At 71.0% G+C, this 18560-nt stretch carries 16 protein-coding genes and 1 pseudogene; 12 read left to right on the top strand and 5 right to left on the bottom strand.

What is annotated here, in order from left to right:
- Positions 1-117 precede the first annotated feature (117 nt).
- A complete protein-coding gene (cdgB, locus tag ACWC0C_RS00750) occupies positions 118-1770 on the bottom strand; it encodes a diguanylate cyclase CdgB (RefSeq protein ID WP_450860562.1) in 1653 nt (550 codons plus the stop codon).
- Positions 1771-2044: 274 nt separating this feature from the next.
- On the opposite strand from cdgB, the gene ACWC0C_RS00745 reads away from it, so the two are divergent.
- Positions 2045-2617 carry a flavin reductase family protein gene (locus ACWC0C_RS00745; protein WP_449197650.1) on the top strand — a complete coding sequence of 191 codons (573 nt, stop codon included), beginning with the start codon at positions 2045-2047 and terminating at the stop codon, positions 2615-2617.
- A 77-nt stretch (positions 2618-2694) separates the two neighbouring features.
- Complete coding sequence (locus ACWC0C_RS00740; protein WP_450860560.1) at positions 2695-3153, top strand: GNAT family N-acetyltransferase; 459 nt, start codon at positions 2695-2697, stop codon at positions 3151-3153.
- 20 nt (positions 3154-3173) lie between these two features.
- Here ACWC0C_RS00740 and ACWC0C_RS00735 read toward each other — a convergent pair whose 3' ends face one another.
- Both ACWC0C_RS00735 and arfB read right to left on the bottom strand, forming a co-directional pair.
- Positions 3174-4031 (bottom strand): sigma-70 family RNA polymerase sigma factor, encoded by an 858-nt coding sequence (locus tag ACWC0C_RS00735; protein WP_450860559.1) that lies wholly within the window; start codon positions 4029-4031, stop codon positions 3174-3176.
- 122 nt (positions 4032-4153) lie between these two features.
- Positions 4154-4591 carry an alternative ribosome rescue aminoacyl-tRNA hydrolase ArfB gene (gene arfB, locus ACWC0C_RS00730; RefSeq protein ID WP_449197647.1) on the bottom strand — a complete coding sequence of 146 codons (438 nt, stop codon included), beginning with the start codon at positions 4589-4591 and terminating at the stop codon, positions 4154-4156.
- Between the two features lie 181 nt (positions 4592-4772).
- Between arfB and ACWC0C_RS00725 the strand changes: the two genes are divergently transcribed.
- Positions 4773-5348, top strand: coding sequence for a TerD family protein (locus ACWC0C_RS00725; protein WP_449197646.1), 576 nt, complete (start codon positions 4773-4775; stop codon positions 5346-5348).
- Between the two features lie 143 nt (positions 5349-5491).
- Positions 5492-6454 carry a GNAT family N-acetyltransferase gene (locus tag ACWC0C_RS00720; RefSeq protein ID WP_450860556.1) on the top strand — a complete coding sequence of 321 codons (963 nt, stop codon included), beginning with the start codon at positions 5492-5494 and terminating at the stop codon, positions 6452-6454.
- 11 nt (positions 6455-6465) lie between these two features.
- On the opposite strand, the gene ACWC0C_RS00715 is transcribed toward ACWC0C_RS00720, so the two are convergent.
- On the bottom strand, positions 6466-7860 hold the full coding sequence (locus ACWC0C_RS00715; RefSeq protein WP_450860554.1) for a M1 family metallopeptidase: 1395 nt from the start codon (positions 7858-7860) through the stop codon (positions 6466-6468).
- A gap of 78 nt (positions 7861-7938) precedes the next feature.
- Here ACWC0C_RS00715 and ACWC0C_RS00710 point away from each other — a divergent pair, with 78 nt between their 5' ends.
- Complete coding sequence (locus ACWC0C_RS00710) at positions 7939-8439, top strand: hypothetical protein (RefSeq protein ID WP_450860552.1); 501 nt, start codon at positions 7939-7941, stop codon at positions 8437-8439.
- Positions 8440-8460: 21 nt separating this feature from the next.
- Here ACWC0C_RS00710 and ACWC0C_RS00705 read toward each other — a convergent pair whose 3' ends face one another.
- Positions 8461-9150, bottom strand: coding sequence for a pentapeptide repeat-containing protein (locus ACWC0C_RS00705; protein WP_449197642.1), 690 nt, complete (start codon positions 9148-9150; stop codon positions 8461-8463).
- A 161-nt stretch (positions 9151-9311) separates the two neighbouring features.
- Here ACWC0C_RS00705 and ACWC0C_RS00700 point away from each other — a divergent pair, with 161 nt between their 5' ends.
- From ACWC0C_RS00700 to ACWC0C_RS00670, 7 genes and pseudogenes are all read left to right on the top strand, one after another.
- Entirely contained in the window at positions 9312-10496 is a 1185-nt protein-coding gene (locus ACWC0C_RS00700; RefSeq protein ID WP_450860550.1) for an NAD(P)-binding protein, read from the top strand.
- A gap of 49 nt (positions 10497-10545) precedes the next feature.
- Entirely contained in the window at positions 10546-11517 is a 972-nt protein-coding gene (locus ACWC0C_RS00695; protein WP_450860548.1) for a zinc-binding dehydrogenase, read from the top strand.
- A 62-nt stretch (positions 11518-11579) separates the two neighbouring features.
- Positions 11580-12954, top strand: a pseudogene (locus ACWC0C_RS00690) (MFS transporter).
- Between the two features lie 82 nt (positions 12955-13036).
- A complete protein-coding gene (locus ACWC0C_RS00685; protein WP_449197696.1) occupies positions 13037-13690 on the top strand; it encodes a rhomboid-like protein in 654 nt (217 codons plus the stop codon).
- A 10-nt stretch (positions 13691-13700) separates the two neighbouring features.
- The gene (locus tag ACWC0C_RS00680; protein ID WP_450860546.1) at positions 13701-15107 is read left to right on the top strand and encodes an NAD(P)/FAD-dependent oxidoreductase; all 1407 of its coding nucleotides are present in this window, start codon (positions 13701-13703) and stop codon (positions 15105-15107) included.
- Positions 15108-15317: 210 nt separating this feature from the next.
- The gene (locus ACWC0C_RS00675; protein WP_450860545.1) at positions 15318-17453 is read left to right on the top strand and encodes a DUF362 domain-containing protein; all 2136 of its coding nucleotides are present in this window, start codon (positions 15318-15320) and stop codon (positions 17451-17453) included.
- A gap of 17 nt (positions 17454-17470) precedes the next feature.
- Complete coding sequence (locus tag ACWC0C_RS00670) at positions 17471-18556, top strand: NAD-dependent epimerase/dehydratase family protein (protein ID WP_450860544.1); 1086 nt, start codon at positions 17471-17473, stop codon at positions 18554-18556.
- The last annotated feature ends 4 nt before the right edge of the window (positions 18557-18560 follow it).

Here is an 18560-nt window from a genome sequence, read left to right as displayed (position 1 = left end):
CCCTAGGTCTCCTCAGCGGGTGCGGGTGGATGCGGTACAGGTCTGGAAAGGCGAGCCTACCCGCTCTGGCTGGGCCAAACGGGTGACTCAGACCGCATCACCTCGCTGACCTGGGGTTCACCCGGCGCGTCGATGTTGTTTGGGACGAGATCGTTTCTCTACGTACATACGCTCGTCGGCTGACTTCAACACTTCGTCCGCAGTCATGCCGCAGTGTGCCCACCCGATGCCGAAGCTGGCGCCCACCCGCACGGCCCGGCCCTCGGCCCGGATCGGCTGGATGATCTCGTTGCGCAGCCGTACGGCGAGGTCCTGGGCGTCGGCCTTGCCGAGGCCGTCGGCGAGGATCACGAACTCGTCGCCGCCGAGGCGGGCCACCGTGTCGCCGTCCCGGACGCCGCGCGTGAGGCGTCGGGCGACCTCGATCAACACCGCGTCGCCCGCGTTGTGGCCGAAGCGGTCGTTGATCGACTTGAAACCGTCGAGGTCGCAGAAGAGCACCGCGAGGCCCTTGGTGCCGTCGTCGCGCTCGTCCTCGGGGGCGACCGTGTGGACGTGGTGGTCGTAGGCGTCGTAGCCCTCCGTGCCCGGCCGGAAGTCGAAGCCGTGGCCGGGGGCGTCGAAGGCGGGGTGGCCGTAGGCCGCGTCCAGGGACTCCAGCTCACCGGCGTGCGCCGGGCGCCGGCACAGCCGGGCCGCGAGGCGTGAGCGCAGCTCGGCGGAGTTCGGCAGGCCGGTGAGGGAGTCGTGGGAGGCGCGGTGGGCGAGCTGCAGCTCGCGGCGCTTGCGCTCCTCTATGTCCTCGACGTGGGTGAGGAGGAAACGGGGGCCGTCGGCGGCGTCCGCGACGACGCTGTTGCGCAGGCTCACCCAGACGTACGTGCCGTCGCGGCGGCCCAGGCGGAGTTCCGCCCGGCCGCCCTCCGCCGAGGTCCGCAGCAGCGTGCCGATGTCCTCGGGGTGGACGAGGTCCGAGAAGGAGTAGCGGCGCATCGCGGACGCGGGGCGGCCGAGCAGGCGGCACAGGGCGTCGTTGGTGCGCAGGATGCGGCCGTGCTGGTCGCCGCCCATCTCGGCTATCGCCATGCCGGAGGGGGCGTACTCGAACGCCTGCCGGAAGGATTCCTCACTGGCCCGCAGGGCCTGCTGATCGCGCTCCAGGCGGACCAGGGCGCGCTGCATGTTGGCCCGCAGCCGGGCGTTGCTGATCGCGATGGCGGCCTGGAAGGCGTACATCTGCAGGGCCTCGCGGCCCCAGGCGCCGGGCCGGCGGCCGTTGCGCGGCCGGTCGACGGAGATCACCCCGAGCAGCTCGCCGCAGGAGCCGCCCTGCACGCCCGGCGTGTACATGGGGGCGAAGAGGCGGTCCGAGGGGTGCCACTCGTCCTCGAAGCGCGGCGCGGGGCCGTCCGTGAACCACTGGGGTACGTCGTCGTCGTCGAGAACCCAGCCCTCGGTGTGCGGTATGAAGACCAGGTCGCCCCAGCGCTCGCCCATGTTCAGCCGCCGCTCCCAGGAGTCGCGGGAGCCGACCCGGCCGGTGATCAGGGCCTCGGCGGCGGAGTTCCCGGAGAACGCGGCGACGACGAGATCGCCGTCGGGCCGTACGAGGTTCACGCACGCCATCTCGTACCCGAGGGCGCCCACGGCGCCGTCGGCGACGGTCTGCAGTGTGTCCGCCAGACTGCGTGCCGTGTTCATGTCGGCCATGACCTGGTGCAGCTGTCGCAGGGACGCAAGACGGACATACGGCTCCGACTCGGTCTCCATGCTTACCCTCCCCCCGAGGCCTCGCAGCGAATCAAGGGTGCTCTTTATCAACCTCCCGCCACTGAATCACAGCGCGCTGCCCACTCGGTACACAGGGTCAACAATTCCTGCCTCTTGTGACTCAAGTCACAGAAGAACGTGAACAATTGAGTGGAGCTTCTGCGTTTTGCCTGTGCATTTACTGAACCCGGTTCCTCTCGTCCGCTGGTCCTAGGACCCTGCTCGGCCTACGGCCCGATGCGGCTCGCGCGGAGCCGGGATTAGCGTTTCCGGCGTGCTGAAGACTCCCTCACCCACCGCCACCGCCGCTTCCGGGCATGCTGAGGGGGTGAGCAACGACGAGTTCCGGGCCGCGATGTCCCGACTGGCCGCCGGGGTCGTCCTGGTGACCGCGCAGGAGCCGCCGCTGGACCCGGACGACCCGGGCTCGCCGGGCATGGAGGACGTCGGCATGACCGCCACCGCCTTCATGTCGGTCTCCCTCGACCCGCCGCTGGTCCTGGTCAGCCTGCGCACGGGCGCCCGCATGGACGACCTGCTCGACGAACAGCCCCTGTGGGCGGTGTCGGTGCTCACCGAGAGCCAGCGGCACATCGCGGGCCGCTTCGCGATGAAGGGCCGTATCAGCGACCGCCTGCTCTTCGAGGACATCCCCTACGTCCGCGGCGAGGCCACCGGCGCCCCGCTGGTGGGCGGCGCGCTGGCCACCCTGGAGTGCCGCACCGAGCAGCGGGTGACCGCGGGCGACCACACCCTCGTCATCGGCCGCGTCCTGACCGCGCACGTCCCGGGCGCGGAGGGCGGGCCGCTGCTGTACTTCCGCGGTCGGTACCGGCAGTTGGGCTGAGCGCCGGCGATCGGGCTGGGCGCCGGTGATCCGATAATGCGTGGCCGCGCGGTGATCCTCTTTCCTACTCTGCGCGGATGACACCTCGCCTGGAAGAAATCACCCCCGCGAACTTCGACGCCGCGATCGGCATCCGGATCCGCCCCGACCAGGAACACGCGGTCGAGCCGGTCGTGAAGTCCCTGGCCGAGGCGTACGTCCGCCCCACCGGCGTCGCCTGGCCCCGCCTGATCGTCGACGGCGACCGCCCGGTCGGCTTTCTGATGGCCTTCCTCGGCATCGACTGGCACGGCGACGGCAGCGTGCACCGCTCGGGCCTGTGGCGCCTCAACATCGCCGCCGACGCACAGGGGCGGGGGTACGGCCGCTATGCCGTCGACGCCGTCGCCGACCTGATCCGCCGCAGGGGCGGCAAGGAGATGTACGTCACCTGGCATCCCGGCCCGGACGGCCCCGAGGAGTTCTACCTCCGCCTGGGCTTCCGGAAGAACGGCGAGACGAGCGGGGGGCAGACGGTGGGAGTGCTGGAGCTGTGACACCGGCGCGCAGGCGGGCTTCATACGGGCTCGATGGTCAGGGCCGACAGGTCGGCCGGGTTCGTCAGCACGTCGATGGTCGTGATGCGGTCGTCGACGAAGGTGAACGTCAGAGCCCGCTCCAGGCGACCGTCGGCGTACACCACCAGGCCCGTCGCCCCGTCGACCAGCGCGGGGTGCGCCACGCGCGCGAGATGCGCGAAGCTTTTCGCACCGGAGGCGACCCGCACCGCACCGGCGGTCACACCCACCTCGCTGCGCGCCACGACGTCCGGATCGAGCACCGCCAGCAACCCGTCGAAGTCACCGTCCCGTGCCGCCGACAGAAAGGCGTCGACGACCTCCCGCTGCCGTACCAGGTCGGCCTCCGGCGCCTGGGCACCCCGCACCCGGCGCCGCGCCCGGCTGGCCAGCTGCCGCGCGGCGGCCGGGCTGCGCCCGAGGATGCCGCCGACCTCCTCGAACGGCACCCCGAACAAATCGTGCAGCACGAACGCCAGCCGCTCGGCCGGCGAGAGCGTGTCCAGGACGACCAGCAGCGCCACCCCGACCGAGTCCGCGAGCAGGGCGTCCTGCGCGGGGTCCGGCTCGGCGGAGGATCCCGGCTGCCAGCTCTCCAGCGGCTGCTCGCCCCGGGAACGGCGGGAACGGAGCATGTCGAGGCAGACCCGGCCGACGACGGTCGTCAGCCAGCCCCCGAGGTTGGCCACCTCCCCGGTGTCGGACCGGCTCAGCCGGAACCACGCCTCCTGCACGGCGTCCTCCGCCTCGGCGGCCGAGCCCAGCATCCGGAAGGCGACGGCCCGCAGATGCCCCCGGTACGCCTCGAACCGCTCGGCGAGGAAGTCGTCGTCACGGTGCTGCTCGTTGTCGTTCATCGAGGTGCCCGGCCTCTCGGTCGCCGTCGGTGGTCTGCCGGCTCACTGACGAACGCCGGACACCAGATGTGACAGCCCTACCGGCGAACGGCGGGCAGCAGACGTGACGGTCATCCGTCCGCTCACCCCCAGTCCCGGCCCGAGCGCCCCCGCTTGGTCTCCGAGCGCTGCTTCTTCTCCCGCAGCCGGCGTTCGTTGATGCCGCGGGGGATCCGGGTCGGCCTGCGCGGCTTGGGCGGAGGCGCGCTGGCCTCCGCGAGGAGGGAGGCGAGGCGTACGGCGGCGGTCTCGCGGTTGCGCCACTGGGAGCGGTGCTCGGAGGCCCGTACCGACACCACTCCGTCGACGAGCCGGTCCGCGAGCCGCGCGAGCGCCCGCTCCTTCCACACCGGAGGCAGCGCCTCGGTGCGGGCGAGGTCGAAGCGCAGCTCCACCTGCGAGTCACTCGTGTTGACGTGCTGTCCGCCGGGCCCGGACGACCTGGAGAAACGCCACATCAGCTCGGCCTCGGGGAGCGAGACGGAGCCACGGATGACGTAAGGACCGGACATGCCCTCCATGTTCCCGGCCGGGCCCGGTCCACGTCACCTGGATTTCCGCCCCGGGGCTCCCGCTCGGTAAAAAAGGTAAAGGGATCCGGAACCACCGGGACCCCCCTCGACGTTCTTCCCGATGACGGTAGCTTCATCGGCACAGATACACAGGTATCCGACAGATATCCCAAGGGAAGGGACTCCCAACATGGCTGTAAGCCTGTCCAAGGGTGGCAACGTCTCGCTCACCAAGGAGGCTCCGGGCCTGACCGCCGTCACCGTGGGCCTCGGCTGGGACGTCCGCACCACCACCGGCACGGACTTCGACCTGGACGCCTCCGCCATCGCGGTCAACCCCCAGGGCAAGGTCTACTCGGACGCGCACTTCGTCTTCTTCAACAACAAGCAGACGCCGGACAACTCCATCGTCCACACCGGCGACAACCGCACGGGCCAGGGCGAGGGCGACGACGAGGCGATCAACGTCAACCTGGCCGCGCTCCCGGCCGACATCGACAAGGTCGTCTTCCCGGTCTCCATCTACGACGCCGAGAACCGCGGCCAGAACTTCGGCCAGGTCCGCAACGCCTACATCCGCATCATCAACCAGGCCGGCGGCGCCGAGATCGCCCGCTACGACCTTTCCGAGGACGCCGCCACCGAGACGGCCATGGTCTTCGGCGAGCTGTACCGCAACGGCGCGGAGTGGAAGTTCCGCGCGGTGGGCCAGGGTTACGCCTCGGGCCTGGTCGGCATCGCCCAGGACTTCGGCGTCAACGTCTGACGGATGCTGCCGGACGCTCCGGTCGTGGTGAGCGGCGGCCTCCGGTCGTGGTGGGCCACGGCCGGAGGCCGCCGGGCTCGCGTGGTCCGCGGCGGCGGAAAACCGGAGGTGGGCGACGGCTCCCCGGCGATAGTTTGCCCCGCGTGATTCTCGAGCCCCTCTCCCCCGGCCAGGACATCGCGGCCCCGTTGCTGACCGAACTCACCGCGCTGTATGCGTCGAACCGCGAGTTCCACCGGCTCAGTGGGGACTTCCCCGATCCGGACGACGTACGTCCCGAGCAGGTCGCGGCGATGCTGGCCGAGGACCTGGCCGTGCCGGGCGCCGAGGTGCTGCTCGCCCGCACCGAGGAGGGACGCCTCGTCGGACTCGCGGGCACGCTCGCCCATCATCCCCAGCCCGTCGACCCGGACCCGTGGATCGGCCTGCTGATGGTGCACGCGGAAGACCACGGCAAGGGCCACGGCCGTACCCTCGCGGAACTCGTCGAGGACCGCTTCCGCGCACGGGGCCGCCGCAGCGCCGTACGGCTCGCCGTCCTCGAGAACAACCCCAAGGCCCTGGCCTTCTGGACCACCCTCGGCTACGAGGTGATCGACCACCGCCCCGACCGTGCCCACGGCCGCCCCTGCGCCGTACTGCGCAAGGTGCTGGGCGACGGACCGCGCGCACCGAGGAAGGCGGCCCGGATCGCCGTCGTGGACCCCCGGGGCGCCGTGCTCCTCTTCCGGTACGACAACGTCGAGGTCGGCGTCCACTGGGCCCTGCCCGGCGGTGGCCTGGAGGCCGGTGAGTCCCCGCGCGAGGGCGCCCTGCGGGAGCTGGCCGAGGAGACCGGCTGGACGGACCTGGAGCCGGGCCCGCTGCTGTGCACCTGGGAACACGACTTCACCCACACGGGCACTCCGGTCCGCCAGCACGAGCACATCTACGTCGCCCATGGCCCGCGCCGGGACCCCTCCGGCCCCCAGCCGGCCGCCGCCCACACGGCCGACGGCATCCTCGGCCGGCGGTGGTGGATGAGAGGGGACCTGGCCGAGGCCCCCGAGCCGGTGTGGCCGCCGGGGCTCGCGGGACTGCTGGACGCGTACGAAACGGCACACTAACGCCCGGTGCGTCACGGATGGGCCGGCTTGCCGTCGCCGTACAGCCAGTCCTTCCAGATCTCGGTGAAGTCCTTGTGCGGGGCCTTCTTCTCCACGTACGCGGTGAAGTCGGCGGTGTTCGCGCTGCCGTGGCGGTGGGCGGCGGCCCAGCCCTGGATGATGTCGTAGAACGCGTCGTCGCCGACCTTCTGCCGGATCTTCTGCAGGACCATCGCGCCGCGCTGGTAGACGGGGCTGTCGGAGATGTGGGCGGCGCTCGACGGCTTCGCGGGCGGGTAGGCCCAGATGGCCTCGTTGTCGCCGTCGTAGAGGTCCAGGAAGGTCTGCTGGGTGCTCTTGCCGCCGTGGTCCTCCTGGTACAGCCACTCCGCGTAGGTGGCGAAGCCCTCGTTGAGCCACATGTCCTGCCAGGACTTCGGGGTGACCGAGTCGCCGTACCACTGGTGGGCGAGTTCGTGCACGAGCGTGCTGATCTCGAGGTGGTCTGCGGGGACGGTCGGCCGGTTCTGGGTCTCCAGGGCGTAGTCGGCGTCGCCCGCGCCGGGGACGATCGCTCCGGTGGAGGAGAAGGGGTAGGGGCCGAAGTTGTACTCCTCCCAGTCGATGATGTCGGGGAGCTTCGCGAGCACCTTCTTGCTCGCCTTCTCCTGGGTGGGGTCCACGGCGGTGAGGATCGGCAGTCCGTGCGGGCCGGTGCCGCGGATGAGGTCGAAGTGGCCGACGGAGAGCGTGGCGAGGTAGCTCGCCATGGGCTGGGCGGTGTGCCAGCGGTAGGTCGTACGGCCGCCCTCGGTGGACTGGTCCGTCAGCTCTCCGTTGGAGACGGCCTGGAGCCCCTTGGGGACGGTGACGGTGAGGTCGTAGGTCGCCTTGTCACAGGGGTGGTTGTTGCCTGGGAACCAGGCCATGGAGCCGACGGGTTCACCGAGGGCGAGGGCGCCGTCGGCGGTGGGCAGCCAGCCCTCCTTGGAGCCGTCGGGGTCGGTGAGGGTACGCGGGGTGCCCGAGTAGCGGACGGTGGTGCTGAAGGTCTCGCCCTTGCTCAGGTCGTCGTGCGGGCGGACCGTGAGTTCCTGCCCGGCCCGTTCGAAACGGGCGTCCTTGCCCTCGACGGTGACCGAGTCGACGTGCAGTCCGGCGAGGTCGAGGTCGAAGGCGGACAGGTCCTGGGTGGCGCGGGCGGTGATGACGGCCGTGCCGGTGAGACGGCGGCCGGCGGGGGTGTAGTCCAGGGTGAGGTCGTAGTGCCCGACGTCGTAGCCGCCGTTGCCGGCCTTCGGGAAGTACGGGTCGCGTACGCCGGAGCCGCCCGGGGTGCCGTGGACACCGGCGCCGCACGCGGTGGCGGTGAGGGCGAGGGCGAGCGTGGCCGCGGCGGCCGGGACAAGGCGCACGGATCTGGACATGTCAGTGATCTTAAGTGCCGGGTGTTCGAGTGATCCGTGGTGCCGGTGCTCCCGCTGGGGCGTGACACCATCTCTCCCGTGCTCGACATCGGCTACGCCCTCTCCAACCGCTTCCCCGACCCCCCGCAGACGGACTACCGCCGCGCGGACGTCCACGCGCTGCGGCACGACCTGTTCTGCGGTGATGTGTATCTCGCGGACACCGAGACGGACCGGGAGCTGTCCACAGCCTGGGGATGGGTGCCGGTGCTGGACTTCGCGTGGGCGCTGTGCGACATCGTGGAAAGGCTGGACCGGGATCCGATGGGCTCCCGCGCCGCCCGGCCGCAGCGGGCGGAGCTGGACTTCACCGAGTCCACCGACCGGATGCTGTTCGAGCGGCGCTTCGGCTGGGTGGACATCGCCGCCGACTGGATGCCGGCCGAGGAGTCCCCGCTGTCCTTCTCCCACGCCGAACTGCGCCGCGAGGCCCGCGACTTCCTGCACGACCTGATCGCCGACCTGACCGACCTCCATGAGGAGCTGGCGGAGAACCCGGCGATCTGGACCCTGCAGGCCCGCTTTCCGCGCCTGCCGTGAACACCGCGGGGCCGAGCCTCCCTACTCCACCCGGATCCCCAGCTCCGCCGCCAGCACCGGTGCCAGATCCAGTAGTTGCCCGGTGCTGATCACCGCACCCGACAGCCGGTCGAGGCCCCGCACGATCTCCAGCGGAGCGGCCCCACGCAGGTCCACGTCCTTCAGTGTCGCGCTGCCGAAGTCGGCCTTTCTCAGCGCGCAGTCGACGAACTCCACCCGCTCCAGGCTCGCGCCCGCGAAGTCCGGCTCGACCAGGACGCAGGACTCGAACACGACGTCCTTGAGGCCGGCCTCGCGCAGATTCAGATAGTCGATCTTGCCGCCGCGGACCACGACCCGCTCCAGAACCGCCCCGTGCAGCTGCGTGCCGCCCAGCCGGGCGTCGATCAGCTCCACGTCCCGGAACGTGGACTCGGCCAGATGCGTGCCCACCCCGCGCAGTCCGGTCAGGACCGAGTCCAGCACTCTGGCCCGGCCCAGCGCCGTCCCGTCCACCGCGCAGCCCGTCAGCGCGCAGTCCATGAACCGGGCGCCCACACCGTCCTGTCCGGTCAGGTCGGCGTCCCGGAACTCCAAGCCGTCGTAGTCCCCGTCGGGCTCCAACTCCCCCTGCGCCCAGGGCTCCAGGGGCGGCAGCCGCAGCTCCGGCCGCCGCGCGCCCTTCACCCCTGCCCGCCCCGCCGGACGGCTGCCTGTCGCTCTCCTCGCCATGCCCCCATGCTGCACCCCACCACTGACAATCGCCCTGACCTGGGCATATCCCGGCGATGTCACATTCCGGCCCCGCCGAACAGTCCTACTCACGGACCAACAGCCGTACGCACGGACCGGATGAACCGACCCGAGGGAGGGGCCCACCCATGCGCCACCCCATGCAACGACCCACGCACCGCCCCACGCACCACATCACCGTCATCGGCGGCGGCTTCGCCGGACTCACCGCCGCGATCACCGCCGCCGAGGCGGGCGCCACGGTCACCCTGTACGAGGCCCATCACACCCTGGGCGGCCGGGCCCGCACCGCCGAGGGCCCGTACCGCACCAACGAAGGCCCCCACGCCCTCTACAACGGCGGCCCGCACTGGACCTGGCTCAAACAGCGGGACCTGATCGGCCCGCTCGCCCCGATCCCGCCACTGGAGGCGGCCCGGCTGCGGCTGCGCCACCACGGCGTACTGCGCCGCACCCCGCCCTTCGGCATGCTGAAGCTGCTGCGCCCCGGCATCCGGCAGGCCCCGGTCGACGCCGACTTCCAGAGCTGGGCGACCGCTGTCGCCGGTGAGGAAGGCGCCCGCGCCGCGGCCCACTACGCGGCCGTCAACCTCTTCCACCACGACCCGGGCGCCCTGTCCGCCGCGTTCGTGCAGGAACGCCTGCGCCGGGCCACCAAACTGCCGCCGGAGGCCCACTACCCGGTCGGCGGCTGGGCCTCCCTGATCGAGCGGATGGCCGCGCGGGCCTGGAACCTGGGCGTGCGCGTCGAGACGCTGTCCCGCGTCGACACCCTGCCCACCGACGCACCCGTGGTCGTCGCCACCTCCCTGCCCGCCGCCCGGCGGCTGCTCGGCGACAACTCACTGACCTGGCCCAGCGGCCGTACCGTCCTGCTCGACCTGGCCGTGCGCACCCGGCGCGGTGACCCCTTCATCCTCTCGGACCTCGACGCGACCGGCTGGCTGGAGCGGTGCACGGCACCGGACCACTCCCTCGCACCGGCCGGGCAGCAGCTGATCCAGGGACAGTTCCCGATCGGGCCGGGCGAATCCCGGGCCGACGGCCTCGCCCGCGCCGAGGAGCTGCTCGACCTGGGCTTCAAGGGCTGGCGGGAGCGGCTGACCTGGCGACGGGAGGCCGTCGCGGACGGCCGTACCGGAGCGCTGGACCTGCCGGGGAACGGCTGGCGGGACCGGCCCGCGGTGGACCGCGGCGACGGCGTCTACCTCGTGGGCGACTCGGTCGCGGCGGCGGGCGTGCTGTCGGAGGTGTCCTTCAACAGCGCGGTCACCGCGGTGTCCCTGATCCTCGGTCGGCCCGCGCTTGACCTCAAGCGTGCTTGAGGTCGGAGGCTGGGCCGGGAAGAGACAGTCGTCCTCCAGGGGGATCACCATGCACGCCGTCCGTCTGCACGCCTTCGGCCCGGCCGAGAACCTGACCTACGAGCGGACCGAGGACCCGGTACCCGGCCCCGGTCAGGTGCGGATCGCCGTCGCCGCGGCCGGGGTGCACCTGCTCGACGCGGCCCTGCGCGCGGGACACCAGGGCCCACTGCCCGAGCGGCCCGCGCTGCCGACCGTGCCCGGCCGGGAAGTCGCCGGAGTCGTGGACGCACTCGGCGACGGCGTCGCCGGGCTCTGGCTCGGCAGGCGCGTCGTGGCCCACCTCGGCTTCGCGCCCGGAGGCTACGCCGAACTCGCCGTCACCGACGTCGACCGCCTGCACGAGATCCCGGACACCCTCGGCTTCGCCGCGGCCGTCGCCATGATCGGCACAGGGCGTACGGCGCTGGGGATCGTGCAGTTCGCCGAGCCGGGACCGGACGACGTGGTCGTCGTACCGGCCGCCGCCGGCGGCATCGGCACCCTGCTCGTGCAGTACGCCAAGAACGCCGGCGCCACCGTCGTCGGACTCGCGGGCGGCCCCGAGAAGACCGCCCGCGTCCAGGCGAACGGCGCCGACCTCGCCGTCGACTACACCGACACCACCTGGCCCGCGAAGATCCGCGCCCACCTCGGCGGCCGCCCGGCCGACCTCGTCTACGACGGCGTCGGCGGCGAAGTGGCCCGGCAGGCCGTCGCCCTGCTCGGACCCGGCGGACGGCACCTCGTCTTCGGCTGGTCCGCGGAGGGCATCGGGGACGGTGCGGGCCACTTCACCGAGGGCGTCTCCGAGTCGGTACTGGGCCCGGCGATGCTCAGCAAGGCGGGCGGCCTGCGCGCGCTCGAACTGCGCGCGCTCGCCGAGGCCGCCCACGGCCGGCTGCGCCCGGCCATCACCCGCTTCCCGCTCACGGAGGCGGCCGCCGCACACCGCGCACTCGAGAACCGCGGCACGATCGGAAAGGTGGTGCTGGAGCCATGAAACGCCCGCCGAAAACGAGGAAACCGGATGTAATACGCCCCGATTCGTAGTCTTCTGGCCAGATGAGTATCGGCCGAACGGGTGACACCGGCACCCCCACGACGGCCCCCGAAGACACGGATCCGCACCGCTGGTGGGGCCTCGTCGTCATCGCCCTCGCCCAGCTGATGGTCGTCCTGGACGCGACGATCGTGAACATCGCGCTCCCCTCCGCCCAGCACGCCCTGCACATGTCCGACAGAACCGGCTGGGGGTGCCCCCACGCCCTTAAGGCAGTGGGGGAGGGTGATCACCGCCTACACCCTCGCCTTCGGCGGCCCGCTCCTGCTCGGCGGCCGCATCGCCGACCTCGTCGGACGCAAACGCACCTTCGTCATCGGGCTCATCGGCTTCGCCGTCGCCTCCGCCCTCGGCGGCGTCGCCACCAGCTCCGGCATGCTCTTCGGCGCCCGCGCCCTCCAAGGCGTCTTCGCCGCCGTCCTCGCGCCCTCCGCGCTCTCCCTGCTCACCACGACCTTCACCAACCCGCACGAACGCGGCAAGGCCTTCGGCATCTACGGCGCCCTCGCCGGCAGCGGCTCGGCGATCGGCCTCATCGTCGGCGGCCTCCTCACCGAGTACCTCGACTGGCGCTGGTGCCTCTACGTCAACGTGCCCATCGCCGTCCTCGCGGTCATCGGCGCCTCCGCCCTCCTCCACGACCGCCCCGGCCACCGCGAAGCCCGCCTCGACGTACCCGGCGTCCTCCTCGGCTGCGGCGGCCTCGTTGCCAACCGCAACCGCGCGGGCTGCTTCCTGACCATGATGCTCGCGGTGATCGGCATGTTCGGCCTGTTCCTGTTCATGACCTACCACCTCCAGGTCATCCTCGGCTACTCGCCCGTCAAGGCAGGCCTCGCCTTCCTGCCCCTGACCGCCGCGATCATCACCGGCTCCACCCAGATCTCCGCACGCCTCCTGCACCACGTGCCGCCGCGCACCCTGATGGTCCCGGGCATGCTCCTCGCCGCCGGCGGCCTCCTCCTGCTCACCCGCATGCAGGTCGGCTCCTCCTACACCACCGAAATCCTCCCCGCCCTGCTCCTCATGGGCCTCGGCATGGGCCTGACCTTCATGCCGGTCTTCGCCACCGCCACCTCCGGCGTCACCTCCGCGACCGTCAACTCCGCCCAGCAGGTCGGCGGCTCGATCGGCACAGCGCTGCTCAACACCATCGCCACCAGCACCAGCGCCGGCTACATCACCGCCCACCTGCGCACCGGCGCCCCCAAGGCCCTCGTCATCCCGGCCGGCGTCGTCCACGGCTACACCGTCGCCATCTGGTGGGCAGCCGCCGTCATGCTCCTGGCAGGCCTCACCGCCGGCCTGATGGTGACGGCCAAGGCCCCCGAACACGCGGCGGCGGCGGAGGAACCGGTCGTGGAATCGGTGACCTGACCCCGCACCCGGACTCGCATCCACGAGATCGCCGGGAATGTCGATCACGGACCGGACGACACCGGCGTGCGTGAATCGGCTCATGCGAATCAACCGGGGCCTCAACGGCGTATGGGCGTACATCCGCCGCTCCCCCGGCACGTACGTGTGGCTGGCAGTCCTCTTCGTCACGACCGTCGCACTGCACCAGATGTCGCCGGAGTTCGAACAGCACTTCCTGCGGCAACGGTCGACCAACATCCACGAACTGTCACGCAACCCGGTACGCGTGCTGGTCGCGAGCGCCCTGTGGATCGACAGCGGCCACTGGCTCCCCTACGTCGTGCTGTACACCGTGTTCCACGCACCCGCCGAACGCTGGCTCGGCACGGCCCGCTGGCTCACGGTGTGCGCCCTGGCGCACGTCCTGGCCACACTGATCAGCGAGCTGGCACTGCTGAAGGCCATCCGAGACGGCATGGCCCCGCACTCCGCCGTCAACACCCTCGACATCGGCGTCAGTTACGCCCTCGCCGGCATCGTCGGCGTCCTCACCTACCGCATCGCCCCACCCTGGCGATACACCTACCTCGTGGTGGTACTCGTCGTCTTCGCCCTCCCACTGGCCGAGGGGCGCACCTTCACCGAATTCGGACACTTCGTGTCCCTGCTGATCGGCCTGGCCTGCTATCCGCTGGCCAGAGGCCGCGGAAAAGCATGGAATCCGAAGGAGACACTGACCACTCTCAGGAGTTAACGTCCCGGCCATGAGCAGCTCGGCAAGCAGCGTCGTCAACGGCGGAATCTCCTACTGGTACACGGACGACGGCTTCCCCCCGGTCCGCGAACCTCTGTCCGGGGACGCGACGGCCGACGTCGTCATCGTCGGCGGCGGCTACACCGGCCTGTGGACCGCGTACTACCTGAAGAAGGCCGCCCCCTTCCTGCGCATCACCCTCCTGGAGCAGAAGTTCTGCGGCTACGGCGCCTCCGGCCGCAACGGCGGCTGGCTCTACAACGGCATCGCCGGCCGCGACCGCTACGCCGCACTCCACGGCCGCGAGGCCGCCGTACGGCTGCAGCAGGCGATGAACGACACCGTCGCCGAGGTGATCGCCGTGACCGGGACCGAAGGCATCGACGCCGACGTACACCAGGGCGGCGTCCTCGAAGTGGCCACCACACCCGCCCAGTTGGCCCGCCTCAAGGCCTTCCACGAGCACGAGCTGTCCTACGGCGAGAAGGACCGCGAACTCTACGGCGCCCGGGAGACCGCCGAACGGATCCGCGTCGCCGACGCCGTCGGCTCCACCTGGACCCCCCACGGCGCCCGGCTGCACCCCGTGAAACTGGTCAAGGGCCTGGCGGCGGCGGTGGATGCCCTCGGCGTCACGATCCACGAATCGACACCGGTGACGGAGATCCGCCCCAAACACGCGGTGACCCCGTACGGCACGGTCCGCGCCCCGTACATCCTGCGCTGCACCGAGGGTTTCACGGCATCCCTCAAGGGCCAGAAGCGCACCTGGCTGCCGATGAACTCCTCGATGATCGCCACCGAACCGCTGACCGAGGAACAGTGGTCGGCCATCGGCTGGGAGGGCCGCGAGACCCTCGGCGACATGGCCCACGCCTATATGTACGCCCAGCGCACGGCAGACGGCCGTATCGCACTCGGCGGGCGTGGAGTGCCGTACCGCTTCGGCTCCAAGACCGACAACGACGGCCGCACACAGGCGGCGACCATCGAGGCCCTGCGCGAGATCCTGACCCGCTTCTTCCCCTCCCTGGCCGGGGTCCGGGTGGAACACGCCTGGTCGGGCGTGCTGGGGGTGCCGCGCGACTGGTGTGCGACGGTCACCCTGGACCGCTCGACCGGCCTCGGCTGGGCCGGCGGCTACGTCGGCTCCGGCGTCGCCACCGCCAACCTGGCCGCCCGCACCCTGCGCGACCTGGTCCAGCAGGACTCCGGCCAGGGCGGCCGCACCGAACTGACCGACCTGCCCTGGGTGAACCACAAGGTCCGCAAGTGGGAGCCGGAACCCTTCCGCTGGCTGGGCGTGCATGGCATGTACGCCACGTATCGCACCGCCGACCAGCGCGAACGGCTTCGGCCGGGGCTGGAGAGCTCCCGGCTGGCGAAGGCGGCGGACTGGGTGGCGGGCAGGCACTGAACGGGCCGGCCTGAGTGTCGGCGGCCAACTATCACCGTCACCACCCTCCACCACCGACCTGTTGGAGTTTGCTGCAGGCGCGTCCCGGCATGCATCCGTCCTCCGCGCAGTAACATCGCATTTTGCGCCTGTTTGGTCGTTTTTGGGCAAATGCACTGGGCCGACCGGGCGCACCATCGGACGACGCGCCCCTGAGCGGAGGCCATGGCGGTGATCTCCCACGAAGAGGCCGACGGCATGACCACGGTCGCGGTGGTCCGGTCCACCCGGACCCGGCCGCTTTCGCCCGAGGGTTTGCTGGCGGATGCGGTCACCCGGGCCGGACTCTGGCAGCGTCTCGCCGAACGTGCAGGTGGCGACCCAGGCGGGCTGGCGGTGATCCTGACGCCGGGGACATCCGCGTACGGCGACCCGACGACCGCAGTCAGCGCCGTGCTCGTGGAGCACCTGATCGACCTGCTGTGTGACAGAGGCTACGGAGACATCACTGTCGGAGCCGCCCGCTGCGGTCCAGACGTATGGCTCAAGGGCCCCGGGCTACTGGAGACCTGTCGCCGGCTCGGCTACGCCGGTCGTACCCGCCGAGGCAACGCCTATCGGATCGTAGATCTGTCCGAGGACATCGAACCGGGTGGGTTCCCGGCTTCCAGCGTGCTGCACGGCAGCGGAATGGCGCGCGCCTGGCTGGAAGCGGACTTCCGCATCAACATCGCGAAGAACAGCACCCATCCGGAGTTCGGGTACGCCCTCTGCCTGGCCAATCTGTTGGGTGTGCTGCCCCACGCCGACAAGCACCATCACTACCGGGCACGGCGCGACGGCGCCGAGGTCATCGTGGATCTGCTGGATTCCTACGCACCGGACTTCCACATCATCGACGCGGTGGTGAGCAGTCACGGGTGCGCCGGCTCACACGTGGGCAAGCCACTGGGAACGGGGACGGTCATCGCCGCACCGGACGGTGCGCTGGCGGACATGGCCGGTGCACTGCTCATGCGTGTCGATCCTGCCTCATCGCCACTGAACGCGCGGGTCCTCAGCGCCCGCGGTCTGCCGGACGACTATCACCTCGTCGGGGATCTGACGCCGTACCAGGGATGGCGTAATCCTCCGAGGGCCCTGGTCGAGGCGGTGCGCCGACTCGCCCCGGACGGCCGGGTCCACCGGCTGTTCAGCATCGCTTCCTGGCAGGTGACCTCGGACACGGCGGCCATCACCGATCCCGCGCTGGCACGGCTTTCTCGCACACTCGCCACGCTGATCCGCAGCGCGGACGAGAACCCGGCGGCTTCTGCTGCCCTCTGTGCGGCGATCGGGGCAGCCGCGTCCGCGTCGTCCACCGTTCGCGCCTGGCGTACCGGGTACGGGAAGGAGAAGATCCGGCGCCGGGACGTCTCCCTCGCCGTCGACCCGGACGCCTATACCCACGGCGACTTCGACCGGATCAATGCTCTCCTCCGGCCGCTGGAAGGAGTGATCGACGCGCTTCCGGCGGACGCCTGGCTGATGCGGTGGCAACACCTGGGAAATTCGATCCTCTTCGGGTGCGAACGCACCGTCAACGCACCGTACGCGGAGTTCGTGCGCCGGGTGGATATCAGCCGGTCCATCAGCTACATGACCGACTACCTGGGCGGACGGGTCCACGTGGTGTCCCGCGACGCGCAGGGGCGACCCACCCGCCAGATCGAACGAAACCTGTATCTGGCGCAGCCGAACTACATGGCGTTCTACGGTGGTCCGCCGATCGATGTCTGCAAGCTCGAGTCGATCACCTACGAGGAGCAGTCGCAGCGGATCGCCTGGCGAACGGTTCACAGCCCGAACGGCTCCGCCGACTACGACGACGGTTCGGTGGCCCTTTTCGCGGCTGACGGCGGAGCCAGGACCCGGATCGTGATCCGGGTGCGCCAGCGGTTCACGCTGCCGCTGTCCTGGCAGGTGTTCCGTCCCGAAACCCGGCCGAAGCTCAGGGACCCGCTGGTACAGGATGCCTACCAGCGGTTCTTCATCCGCACGCTCGACAACTTCGAGGCGCGGTACGAGGGCCGGCCGTACCGGATCGGCCGGGCTTGGGAGGAGCATGACGACATGCTGGCCGCCGAACTGCCCACCCAGCGCCTGACCGAGGCCGCCCGGCTCGTACGGAACGCCGCATCGCAGGCCCTGGCCGTGTCGAGGCTGCCGGGGCGGCTGGGGCCGGACGGCTTCTGGCATGTCGCGCCCGACGACGTCCCGTCCCGTTTCGGGCTGCTTGCCGATCTGCGGGAAGAGCTGCGTCCCGCGGTCAGCGGTTTCTGGCAGGGGCTGCGCGAGGCCGCGGCCCGGGACAGGGGAGCGAGGTAGTCACTGTGAAAGCGTGTGTGACCGGAGCCTCCGGACTTGTCGGTGCCCAGGTGGTGAGCGCCCTGCTGCGGGCCGGCCACGAGGTGAGGGCGCTGGTCCGCCGGGACAGCGACACGCGGCACCTGCACGCGCTCCACGTCCCTGTGGTCCACGCGGATCTCCAGGCTCCCGCCACCTTGCGGCCCGCGTTCGAGGGCTGCGAGGCGGTGTTCCACTGTGCCGCCGTCTTCGCGTACTGGGACATCACGCGGGAGGAATTGGCCCGAGCCAATGTGGAAGGCACCCGTGAGGTGCTGCGGGCGGCAGCGGCGGCGGGGGTCCGGCGGGTGGTGGTGACCTCGTCGTCGGTCACCTGCGGCTCGTCCGACGGACCGGCGTCCCGCGGCGAGGACGGGGTGCCCGGCGAGGAGTATCTGCCGGACTACTTCCTCACCAAGCTGGAGCAGGAACGGGCAGCGTTCGCGCTGGGCGCCGAACTGGGGCTGGAGGTGGTGGCCGCCTGCCCGACCATCGTGGTCGGGGGTCCCGACTGGCGGCTGGTACCCAGCAACGCGCTGCTCACCCGGTATCTGGCCGATCCACTGCGCACCACCTACCCCGGCGGATGCAACATCGTCTCCGTCCGGGACGTCGCCCACGGCCACGTACTGCTCGCGGAGCACGGAACCGCCGGGGAACGCTATCTGCTGGGCGGTGAGAACTGGGCGTGGCGGACCATCCACCAGACGGTCTCCGAGCTGTGCGGCACCCACGGGCCGTGGGCCACGGCCACGCATACTGCCGCGTACCTGACGGCGACACTGGCGGAGATCCGGGCCGTGCTGGGCGCCCGGCCTCCTGCGACCACCCGCGCGGAGGCCCGGACGATGGGCCGGTACTACTGGTACCGGCACGACAAGGCCGCTGCCCTCGGGTACACGCCGCGCCCCGCGCGCCAGGCGCTCGCCGAGGCGCTCGGCTGGCTGGTGACCAGCCCGCACGTGCTGGACCGGGTCAGGTCCGGGCTGCGGCCGCAACCGGAGGTCATGAGCACGCGGGTGCTCGTTCCCGGACCGCTGGACCCGGACGAGGGAGCCGACGAGGGGGCCGGAACGCCGAGCTGACCCC

Source organism: Streptomyces sp. NPDC001709, from assembly GCF_053596375.1.
The sequence above is the reverse complement of the archived record's forward strand: the minus strand, read 5'-3'. Positions and strand labels throughout refer to the sequence as shown.

Bases quoted from the DNA above. Each gene is read 5' to 3' on its own strand.
- cdgB (WP_450860562.1), bottom strand. From the start codon at position 1,770: ATGGAGACCGAGTCGGAGCCGTATGTCCGTCTTGCGTCCCTGCGACAG.
- ACWC0C_RS00740 (WP_450860560.1), top strand. From the start codon at position 2,695: ATGACACCTCGCCTGGAAGAAATCACCCCCGCGAACTTCGACGCCGCG.
- ACWC0C_RS00735 (WP_450860559.1), bottom strand. From the start codon at position 4,031: ATGAACGACAACGAGCAGCACCGTGACGACGACTTCCTCGCCGAGCGG.
- arfB (WP_449197647.1), bottom strand. From the start codon at position 4,591: ATGGAGGGCATGTCCGGTCCTTACGTCATCCGTGGCTCCGTCTCGCTC.
- ACWC0C_RS00725 (WP_449197646.1), top strand. From the start codon at position 4,773: ATGGCTGTAAGCCTGTCCAAGGGTGGCAACGTCTCGCTCACCAAGGAG.
- ACWC0C_RS00715 (WP_450860554.1), bottom strand. From the start codon at position 7,860: ATGTCCAGATCCGTGCGCCTTGTCCCGGCCGCCGCGGCCACGCTCGCC.
- ACWC0C_RS00705 (WP_449197642.1), bottom strand. From the start codon at position 9,150: ATGGCGAGGAGAGCGACAGGCAGCCGTCCGGCGGGGCGGGCAGGGGTG.
- ACWC0C_RS00700 (WP_450860550.1), top strand. From the start codon at position 9,312: ATGCAACGACCCACGCACCGCCCCACGCACCACATCACCGTCATCGGC.
- ACWC0C_RS00695 (WP_450860548.1), top strand. From the start codon at position 10,546: ATGCACGCCGTCCGTCTGCACGCCTTCGGCCCGGCCGAGAACCTGACC.
- ACWC0C_RS00685 (WP_449197696.1), top strand. From the start codon at position 13,037: ATGCGAATCAACCGGGGCCTCAACGGCGTATGGGCGTACATCCGCCGC.
- ACWC0C_RS00680 (WP_450860546.1), top strand. From the start codon at position 13,701: ATGAGCAGCTCGGCAAGCAGCGTCGTCAACGGCGGAATCTCCTACTGG.